This window comes from Streptomyces sp. NRRL S-31 (assembly GCF_000718775.1).
Lineage (GTDB): Bacteria > Actinomycetota > Actinomycetes > Streptomycetales > Streptomycetaceae > Streptomyces.
The window spans coordinates 41,512-51,191 of sequence record NZ_JOCB01000054.1 but is presented as its reverse complement, the minus strand read 5'-3'; the positions used below and the strand labels follow the sequence as shown (position 1 = coordinate 51,191).

The 9,680-nt window shown below is 76.0% G+C and carries 5 protein-coding genes; 1 reads left to right on the top strand and 4 read right to left on the bottom strand.

Going from position 1 to position 9,680, the window contains the following annotated elements; genetic code table 11:
• Positions 1–423 precede the first annotated feature (423 nt).
• Positions 424–600: a hypothetical protein gene (locus IF37_RS44985; RefSeq protein ID WP_030343942.1), complete on the bottom strand. Its 177-nt coding sequence runs from the start codon at positions 598–600 to the stop codon at positions 424–426.
• 599 nt (positions 601–1,199) lie between these two features.
• Between IF37_RS44985 and IF37_RS0121445 the strand changes: the two genes are divergently transcribed.
• Positions 1,200–2,630: a serine/threonine-protein kinase gene (locus IF37_RS0121445; RefSeq protein WP_030744902.1), complete on the top strand. Its 1,431-nt coding sequence runs from the start codon at positions 1,200–1,202 to the stop codon at positions 2,628–2,630.
• A gap of 91 nt (positions 2,631–2,721) precedes the next feature.
• Here IF37_RS0121445 and IF37_RS0121440 read toward each other — a convergent pair whose 3' ends face one another.
• The 3 genes from IF37_RS0121440 to cobT all read right to left on the bottom strand — a co-directional run bounded on the left by IF37_RS0121440 (position 2,722) and on the right by cobT (position 9,390).
• On the bottom strand, positions 2,722–3,540 hold the full coding sequence (locus IF37_RS0121440) for an RNA methyltransferase (RefSeq protein ID WP_030744900.1): 819 nt from the start codon (positions 3,538–3,540) through the stop codon (positions 2,722–2,724).
• A gap of 89 nt (positions 3,541–3,629) precedes the next feature.
• Entirely contained in the window at positions 3,630–4,862 is a 1,233-nt protein-coding gene (gene cobA / locus IF37_RS0121435; RefSeq protein ID WP_030744898.1) for a uroporphyrinogen-III C-methyltransferase, read from the bottom strand.
• A 139-nt stretch (positions 4,863–5,001) separates the two neighbouring features.
• Positions 5,002–9,390 (bottom strand): nicotinate-nucleotide--dimethylbenzimidazole phosphoribosyltransferase, encoded by a 4,389-nt coding sequence (gene cobT / locus IF37_RS0121430; RefSeq protein WP_030744896.1) that lies wholly within the window; start codon positions 9,388–9,390, stop codon positions 5,002–5,004.
• Positions 9,391–9,680 lie beyond the last annotated feature (290 nt).

The window sequence follows — 9,680 nt, the reverse complement described above, 5'->3', positions numbered from 1 at the left end:
GTCCGGGGGTGGGGCCGGGGGTGGGCGGCGGCCCTGGCCTGCCCGGACAGCGCGAACACGAGGGCGGCGGGGCCGGGACCGGGGCTGGTCTTCGCCGGGGTGCCGGTGCCGGGTTCGGTGTTCGCCGGGGTGCCGGTGCCGGTATCGGCCGGGGTGCCGGTGTCGGGATCTGCGGTCAAGGCTGCCTCGGGCTGGGTGGGCTGTCCGGCCGAGGGTACTGGGCCGGGTCCCGCGCGGCCCCGTGGCCGGGCGGCGCGCGCCTCGTGGCCCCGGGGCGCGGGGTGCGGGGTGCCGGAACGGCTAATGCCGGCGCAGCTCCCCAGCCGCGCCGGCATCGTTGCCGTCCGCCGTACCCCCGTCCCCACGGGGTTTCATGGATGGATGTCCCCGCCCGGACCGCTCTTCCGGGCCTGGGGTCGCCGCTCAGCGCCCCAGCATCGCACCCACGGACGACGCTTGTGTGGCCACCGTCTCCCAGCCGTCGAAGACGAGCAGGAGCAGGGCCGCCAGGGGAAGGGCCATCAGCGTCGCCACCAAGGGGTGGCGACGGCCCGTCCGGCGGGGGGCGAACGCGGGGCGTCGCGGTGCCGTGTGGGCCATGGTCCCTCTCCTGACCGTTCGGTTGTCATCGGCGGTGGGTGTGTGACCTCGGGGTACGAGCGCCGCACCCGCCGCTTTCCCTCAAATCTAGGCGCGAGGCGAACACCGGACGTCATGCCCTCGTACCGATTGCCGGGCCTCCCGGAGGATGAGCCACGACCTGCGGAGTACTCCCCTGGGTGGAGACGTCGGGCCAGGTCTCGGGGTCTTCCCCGAGGGGCCGCCCGCTCTGTCCCGTCATTTCGGAAGCGTCCCATGGACCGGAAGGAGTGACTTCGCTCACTCGGGGCGGGGTCATGGGAGCGCTCGTACTCGGAGCGGACTCCTGGGCGCGGCCGGACCGGCGGGTCCGCGGCGGCCGTCACCCGACCGGCGTACGACCCCGTGCGCCGCGACCTCGCACGACCTCAACCTCCCTGCCCGACCGACCGGTTGACCGCCGGACAGGTGCGAAGTCGTCGTGTCGCGGCGCTTCCTGACCGCGTTTCACCTGACCCGGACGGCCCACACAATCCGTCCGGGCCGGAGGGCGCGGCCTCTGCGCGCAGGCGGCCGTGGAAACGTAAGCTGGGCCACGTCACAGGGACCGGGCAGCGGGGATGAAGATGGCGATGATGCGCCTGAGGCGCGAGGACCCGCGTGTCGTCGGCTCGTTCAGGCTTCACCGACGGCTCGGCGCGGGCGGGATGGGCGTGGTCTACCTCGGCTCCGACAAGAAGGGGCAGCGGGTCGCGCTGAAGGTGATCCGTCCCGACCTGGCGGAGGACCAGGAGTTCCGGTCGCGGTTCGCGCGCGAGGTGTCCGCGGCCCGGCGCATCCGGGGCGGGTGCACGGCCCGGCTGGTCGCCGCCGACCTGGAGGCCGAGCGGCCCTGGTTCGCCACCCAGTACGTACCCGGCCCCTCCCTGCACGACAGGATCGCCGAGGAGGGGGCTCTCGGCGCGGCGGACACGGCGGCGATCGGCGCGGCCCTGTCCGAGGGACTGGTCGCCGTGCACGAGGCCGGGGTCGTCCACCGGGACCTGAAGCCCTCCAACATCCTGCTGTCCCCCAAGGGGCCGCGGATCATCGACTTCGGCATCGCCTGGGCCACCGGCGCCTCCACGCTCACCCACGTCGGCACCGCCGTCGGCTCCCCCGGCTTCCTCGCGCCCGAGCAGGTGCGCGGCGCGACCGTCACCCCGGCCACCGACGTCTTCTCGCTGGGCGCGACCCTGGCGTACGCCTCGACCGGCGACTCGCCCTTCGGGCACGGCAGTTCCGAGGTGATGCTGTACCGGGTGGTGCACGAGGAACCGCAGCTGTCCGGTGTGCCGGACGCGCTGGCCCCGCTGGTCCGGGCCTGTCTGGCGAAGGACCCCGAGGAGCGGCCCAGTACGTTGCAGCTGTCGCTGCGGCTGAAGGAGATCGCCGCCCGGGAGGCGCAGGGCCTGGCCGACGTACGGCCGCCCGTGCCCCGTGCGGCCGAGGCGGACCGGCCCACCGGACGGCTGGCCGACACCTACCCCGACCTGCAGCGCACCCAGCGGCGTGCCTCCCCCCGTACGCCGCTGCCGCGCGGCGGTGTGCCGTCCCGGGGCGGGGCCGCGGGACGCGGTGACACGCCGTCCCGTGGGGGTGTGCCCTCGCGCGGCGGCAGCGGTGCGCGCGCCGGCGGTGCCGCCGTCTCCCGGCCGGGCACGGCACGCCCCACCCCGGCGCCGCGTGGCGGCCGGCCGCGCTCCGGCGGCGGCCGTCCCGGTCAGCGCGGGGGTGCCGGAGGGCCGGGGCGGCGCCCTGCGGGGATCGGGCGGCGGCCGGCCAATCCGCGGTTGCTGCGTCAGCGCCTGGTCGTCTTCGTGGTGGTGACGCTGCTGGTGGCGCTCGGCATAGCGGTGGCCCAGGGCTGCCAGGGTCCGGCGCGCGGGCTCGGCGGCGACGGCGGCGTCCAGCGGCAGCGGCACGCGCAGCCGAGCCCCGTGCCGACGGACCCCGGCCCGCTCGCACCGGGCCGGCCCACGCCCACGCCGGTCCCCGGCACCGGGACGTGAGCACCGGGCGCGGACGGCGGCCGGGTCGGTGCGCGGTCGAGCCGGGGGCGTGGTCGAGCCAGGGGACGGCCGGGTCGGGGACGTGCTCGGGTCAGGGGCGCGGTCGGCCCGTCGCCACCGCGTAGAACGCCACCGCGGCCGCCGCCCCCACGTTGAGCGAGTCGACGCCGTGGGCCATCGGGATGCGGACCCACTCGTCGGCGGCGACCAGGGCCTGCGTGGACAGACCGTCGCCCTCCGCGCCGAGCATGAGCGCCACCCGGTCCATCCGGTGCGGGGCTGCCTCGTCCAGGGTGCCGGCCTTCTCGTCCGGGGTGAGCGCCAGCAGGGTGAAGCCGGCCTCCCGGACCGACTCCAGACCCTTGGGCCAGGTCTCCAGACGGGCGTAGGGCACCGAGAACACCGCACCCATGGAGACCTTGACGCTCCGCCGGTACAGCGGGTCGGCGCAGTCCGGGGAGAGCAGCACCGCGTCCATGCCGAGGGCCGCCGCCGAGCGGAAGATCGCGCCGATGTTGGTGTGGTCGTTGACCGACTCCATGACCACCACGCGGCGGGCGGAGCGGAGCAGTTCGCCGGCCGTCGGCAGCGGCTTGCGCTGCATGGAGGCGAGGGCGCCGCGGTGCACGTGGTAGCCGGTGACCCGCTCGGCCAGCTCCGGGCTGACGGCGTACACCGGGGCCGGCAGCTCGTCGATGACGTCGCGCATGACGTCGATCCACTTGGCCGACAGCAGCATCGACCGCATCTCGTAGCCCGCTTCCCTGGCCCTGCGGATGACCTTCTCGCCCTCGGCGATGAACAGTCCCTCGGCGGGTTCCCGCTTGCGGCGCAGTTCGACGTCGGTCAGACCGGTGTAGTCCGAGAGGCGCGGGTCGTCGGGGTCCTCGACGGTGATGAGATCGGCCACAGGGTGATACTGCCTTGCTCTGGGTGTGCTGCCAACGGCTGGGAAGGGATCGGTTACCCCGGGTTACGCATGCTCGGGCGGGGGTGCGGTCACGCGGTGGGCTCCGGGCCGACCCGGACGACCTCGCCGATGACGATGACCGCCGGGGGCTTCACGTCCTCGGCACGTACCGTCTCGGCGACCGTGGCCAGGGTGGCGTCCACGCGCCGCTGGGCGGCCGTCGTCCCCTCCTGGACCAGGGCGACCGGTGTCTCGGGGGACCTGCCGTGCGCCACGAGCGTCTCGGCGATCTTCCCTATCTTGTCGACGCCCATCAGGACCACCAGGGTGCCGGTCAGCCCGGCCAGCGAGGGCCAGTCGACCAGGGACCGCTCGTCGTCGGGGGCGACGTGCCCGCTGACCACGGTGAACTCGTGGGCGACACCCCGGTGCGTGACCGGGATGCCGGCCGCGCCCGGCACCGAGATGGAGCTGGAGATGCCGGGGACCACCGTGCACGGGATGCCGGCCTCGGCGAGCGCCTGGACCTCCTCCATGCCGCGGCCGAAGACGTACGGGTCGCCGCCCTTGAGCCGGACCACCGCCTTGCCCTGCTTGGCGTGCTCGACGAGGGCGTTGTTGATGGCCTCCTGGGCCATGTAGCGGCCGTAGGGGATCTTCGCCGCGTCGATCACCTCGACGTGCGGCGGCAGCTCGGCGAGCAGGTCGCGCGGGCCCAGCCGGTCGGCGATGACGACGTCCGCCTCGGCGAGCAGGCGCCGGCCGCGGACCGTGATCAGGTCGGGGTCGCCGGGGCCGCCGCCGACCAGGGCCACGCCGGGGGTGCGGGTGCGGTGGTGCGGAGCGACGAGGGTGCCGTCGCGCAGCCCCTCCACGACCGCGTCCCGGATGGCGGCGGTGTGCCGGGGGTCGCGGCCCCGCGCGTGCGTGGTCAGTACGGCGACGGTGACGCCCTCGCTGTGGCCGGTCGCCGGGGTCCACGCCGTGGCCTGGTCGGCGTCGTCGGAGCGGACGCACCAGACGCGGTGCCGTTCGGCCTCGGCGGAGGCGGCCGTGTTGGCCGCCGGGTCGCTGGTGGCGATGAGGGCGTACCAGGCGTCGGCGAGGTCGCCGTCGGCGTAGCCGCGGCGCACCCAGGTGATCTCGCCCGCGTCCGCCATGGCCTCCACGGAGGGGGTCGCGCCGGGAGAGACCAGCACGATGTCCGCGCCCGCGGCGATCAGCGCCGGCAGCCGCCGCTGGGCCACCTGGCCACCGCCGAGGACGACCACGCGGCGGCCGGAGAGGCGGAGGCCAACGGGGTAAGCGGGGTGTTCGGCCATGAGGCAGGGCTCCTCGTGCAGCTGTGGGTGGGGCGCGCTGCACCAACGGAGCGGCCCTGACGTGCGGATTTTATGCCGTCGGCACGGCAGACGGCACGGGTGGTCCGGCAGCTGAACACCGGACCGCCCGGGCCGGCGGCTACTTCTCCGTGACCCCCGCCGAATCGAACGTGGCCACCTCGTGCATCGCCCGCGCCGTGCTCTGGACCAGCGGCAGGGCCAGCAGTGCGCCCGTGCCCTCGCCGAGGCGGAGGTCGAGGTCGACCAGCGGGCGCAGGCCCAGCTTGTTGAGGGCGGCCACGTGACCCGGCTCGGCGCTGCGGTGGCCGGCGATGCAGGCCGCGAGCACCTCGGGCGCGATGGCACGGGCGACGAGGGCCGCCGCACCGGCGCTGACGCCGTCCAGGATCACCGGCGTACGCAGCGAGGCGCCGCCGAGCAGCAGGCCGACCAGGGCCGCGTGCTCGAAGCCGCCGATGGCCGCGAGGACGCCGAGCGGGTCGGCCGGGTCCGGCTGGTGGAGTTCCAGCGCGCGGCGGACCACCTCGGTCTTGCGGGCCAGCGTCTCGTCGTTGATGCCCGTGCCGCGGCCGGTCACCTCGGCCGGGTCGGCGCCGGTGTAGACGGAGATCAGCGCGGCGGAGGCGGTGGTGTTGGCGATGCCCATCTCACCGGTGAGCAGCGCCTTGTTGCCGGCCGCCACCAGGTCGCGGGCGGTCTCGATGCCCACCTCGATGGCGGCCTTGGCCTCCTCGCGGGTCATGGCGGGGCCGGTGGTCATGTCGGAGGTGCCACCGCGGATCTTGCGCGGCAGCAGACCGGGCGTGGCCGGCAGGTCGGCGACGACGCCCACGTCCACGACGCACACCTCGGCGCCGACCTGGCCGGCGAAGGCGTTGCAGACGGCTCCCCCGCCGAGGAAGTTGGCCACCATCTGGGCGGTGACCTCCTGCGGCCAGGGGGTGACGCCCTGGGCGTGCACGCCGTGGTCGCCGGCGAAGATCGCGACGGCGGCGGGTTCCGGGATCGGCGGCGGGCACTGCCGGGACAGCCCGGACAGCTGTGCGGAGATGATCTCCAGCATGCCGAGCGCGCCGGCCGGCTTGGTCATGCGCTTCTGGCGCTCCCACGCCTCGCCGAGCGCCTTGGCGTCGAGCGGGCGGATCTGTGCGACGGTCTCGGCGAGCAGGTCGTGGGGTTCCTCTCCGGGCAGGGCACGGCGGCCGTACGTCTCCTCGTGCACCACCCAGGACAGGGGGCGCCGCTTGGACCAGCCGGCCTGCATCAGCTCGGGCTCGTCCGGGAATTCGTCGACGTACCCGACACACAGGTAGGCGACGACCTCCAGGTGCTCGGGCAGGCCGAGCGCGCGGACCGTCTCCCGCTCGTCGAAGAAGCTGACCCAGCCGACGCCGAGGCCCTCGGCACGGGCGGCGAGCCAGAGGTTCTCCACCGCGAGCGCCGAGGAGTAGGGCGCCATCTGCGGCTGGGTGTGACGGCCGAGGGTGTGCCGGCCGCCGCGGGTGGGGTCGGCGGTGACGACGATGTTGACCGGGGTGTCGAGGATGGCCTCGATCTTCAGTTCCTTGAACTGCTTCGCCCGGCCCTTCGGCAGCGACTTGGCGTAGGCCTCGCGCTGGCGCATCGCCAGTTCGTGCATCGTCCGCCGGGTCTCGGCGGACTTGATGACGACGAAGTCCCAGGGCTGCGAGTGGCCCACGGAGGGCGCGGTGTGGGCGGCCTCCAGGACCCTGAGCAGCACCTCGTGCGGGATGGGGTCGTCGCGGAAGCCGTTGCGGATGTCGCGGCGCTCGCGCATCACCTTCAGCACGGCCTCGCGCTCGGCGTCGGCGTAGCCGGGTGCGGCCGGGCCGGTGGACTGTCGTGCCTCCGCCAAGGCGGCCGTGCCCTCTTCCTGGTCGGCGGCCCTGGTCCTGAGGTCCTCCGCGTGCTGTACGACGCCGGGGGCGGGCTCCGCGTCGGGCGCGGCCGGTACGACGGCGGGCTCGCCCTCGCGCGGCGCGGGCACCGTGGCCACCGGCTCCGGCTGCTCCTGCGGGCCCTGCGGCCCGTGCGCGTCCTGTACGGAGCCGCCCTCCGCGGGAAGGACGAGCGGCTGCGGCGGGGTGGGCGCCGGGTGCGGGGCGGTGGGCCCCTGGCCCTGCACCGGCACGAACTGCCCGAGCGGCTGCTCCGGGTGCGGCTGGGCCGGGAGACCGGGGTGCGGTGCCTGCCCGGGGGCCTGCGGGCCGGGTACGGCGGTGTCCTGCGGCTGCTGGACCTGCGGCGCGACGGGGTCGACCGTGGCCTGCGGCTGCTGGACCTGCGGCACGGCGGGGTCGGTCAGGGCCGGGTCCTGGACGGTTGCCGGGTCGGCGGGGTCGGTCGTCGCCTGCGGCTGCTGGACCTGCGGCACGACGGGGTCGATCGTCGCCTGCGGCTGCTGGACCTGCGGCACGACGGGGTCGGTGGTGGCCGGTGCCACGTCCTGGGCGCCGGGGTGGGCCGCCTGCGGCTGCTCCTCCGGTGCGGAGGGCACGGCGTCGGCGGTCCCGGCGGGCTGCGGCTCCTGCGCCTGGGGGACAGCGGGCTCGGCCGCCTCGGGCGTGCCGTCGGCGGCGGGCGGCACCGATCCGGCGTCCTGCGCCACGGGGGTCTGCTCCACGGCGGCCTGCGGCACCTCGGCGGGGGGCGCCTGCGCCGCGGGCGCCGGGGAGTGCGGTGCCTCGGGCGCGGGGACGTCGGCCTCCTCCGCCGGCTCGGCGGCGGGCTGTGCGACCGGCACGGCCGCGGCGGCGTCGGGGGCGGGCTGCGCGACCGGCAGGACAGCGGAGGCGTCGACGACGGCGGCCTGGGCGGGAGCGCCGACGGCGGTCTCGGCGGTGCCCTGCGCGGCGACCGGCTCGGCGGCGGGAACGGCCGCCGGACCGACGGCTTCGGCCGGAACCTCGGCTTCGGCCGGGTCGGTCAGGGCCGGGTCCTGGACGGCTGCCGGGTCGGCGGAGTCGTCCGCACCCGGGACGGCCGGGGCGGAGAAGGCTTCGGCGGGGGGCTGAGCCTGCGCGGGGTCGGCGGCCTGCGGAGCGGCGTCCGGCCGCACCTCCTCGGCGGGCAACGCGCCCTCGACCGGCTCCGCGAACTCGACCGGCTCGGCCACGACCGCAGGGGTCTCCGGCGCGACCTGCGCGGCCTCGGCACCGTCCGGTACGACCTGCTCCACCGACTCGGGGACGCCCTGAGCGGCGCCGGCCTCGGCGACACCCTGAGCGGGCACCTGCTCCTGGGCACCCGGCACCCCGGCGGGCGCCTGCGCGGGCTCCCCGCCCTCGGGTACGACACTCTCGGCAGCCGCTACGGCCTGCTCCGCCGCGGAGACCTCGGCGACAGCGGCGCCGTCGGCCACCGCCCCGCCGTCACCGGCAGCCACCTCCGCGAGGGCCACCGGAACCGGCGTGCCCTCGGCGACGGGGGCGGTCTCGGCGACGGGACCGCCCGGAACCGCCGCCTCCTCGACCACCACGTCACCCGGGGCCACCTCGACCGGAGTGCCTTCGGCCCCCGGAGCCACCGGCACCTGACCGCCCTCGGCATCCGGCACCGACGAGGCCGGAGCACCCTCGGCGGCCGGAACGGCCTCGGCGCCCGGAGCCACCACAGCCGCGGCCGCGACCGCGGCCGCGGCAACGTCCGCGTCCGGAGCCACCGCTGCCGCGTCCGCCTCCGCGCCCGGCATCACCGCACCGAGAGCGGTCTGCGCACCCGCAGCGGTCTCCGGTGCCGGTGGGGCCGTGTACACGCCGTCGTGACCGTGCAGGGGCTGCACACCGTCGTGGCCGTGGACGACCGGTACCTGGCCGGTGTCGCCGGGGGCCGCTGCCTGGTCGGCGAGGCGGGCCATGGCGGCCTGGGCGGCACCGGCCGGTTCGGCGGGAGCGGGGACGGGCGGACCAACCGTTTCGGCAGCCGGTGCCTGCGCGCCGGCCTGGGCCGGCGCCGCGCCCCAGGGTGCCGCGCTCTGCGGAGCCGACTGCGGCTGGGCGTCGAGGTACTCGGGGCCGCCGGCCGGCGGGCCGGGCTGCCGTACCGGCGCTCCGGCGGGGCCGCGGTCGGCGAGGGAGCGGACCGGGCTCGCGGAGGCGTCGGGGATCGGCGGGCCGAGGTGCAGCGGACGGCGCGGCGGCTGCGGGGCGGCCGACGGGTCGTGCGGCGCCGAGAGGATGGGCGACGGCGGCACGGACGGCGGGGCCGCGTTGGGCAGACGGACGCCGCCGAGGTCGACCGAGCCGGTGTCACGGCCCGCCGTCTCGTGCGGGCCCGGTTCGTGGACGGCCTCCACCACCGGTTCCGGAGCGGGTGGCGGCACCTCGTTGCCCCACGCGCCCTGAGCACCCGGCAGCAGCAGGTCTTCGTCCTCGGCGGGCGCCTCGGAGAGGTAGATGTACGCACCGTGCGCGGAGACGCCCGGCTGCTCCACCATGCCTGCGCTCTCCGGCTGCCCCTCGCCCGGGACCTGGCCGGTGTCGGTCATGCGTACCCCTCGCCCATCGGTTAGTGCTCCTACGACCAGCTCACCCGGAACGGCGCACCGACCGCCCCGCAGTGAAGAACGAGCGTCCGTGCCCAGCGGCACGAACGACCCGCCGGAAAAGGCGACAAAGCCATTCAGTGGCATTGTCCCGGTCGTTCCGCCGTCACGACAGCATGATCCGCGACAGCCCGCTGTGGACTGCGCCACGTTGCGCGTCCTCCGGTTCGCCGTACCCCACCCACCCCAAAACGGGCGCGCGTTCCGGACATTGGCGAACGAAGTCCATGGCG

Coding starts and splice junctions, on each gene's coding strand:
- IF37_RS44985 (WP_030343942.1), bottom strand. CDS start 600: ATGGCCCACACGGCACCGCGACGCCCCGCGTTCGCCCCCCGCCGGACG.
- IF37_RS0121445 (WP_030744902.1), top strand. CDS start 1,200: ATGAAGATGGCGATGATGCGCCTGAGGCGCGAGGACCCGCGTGTCGTC.
- cobA (WP_030744898.1), bottom strand. CDS start 4,862: ATGGCCGAACACCCCGCTTACCCCGTTGGCCTCCGCCTCTCCGGCCGC.
- cobT (WP_030744896.1), bottom strand. CDS start 9,390: ATGACCGACACCGGCCAGGTCCCGGGCGAGGGGCAGCCGGAGAGCGCA.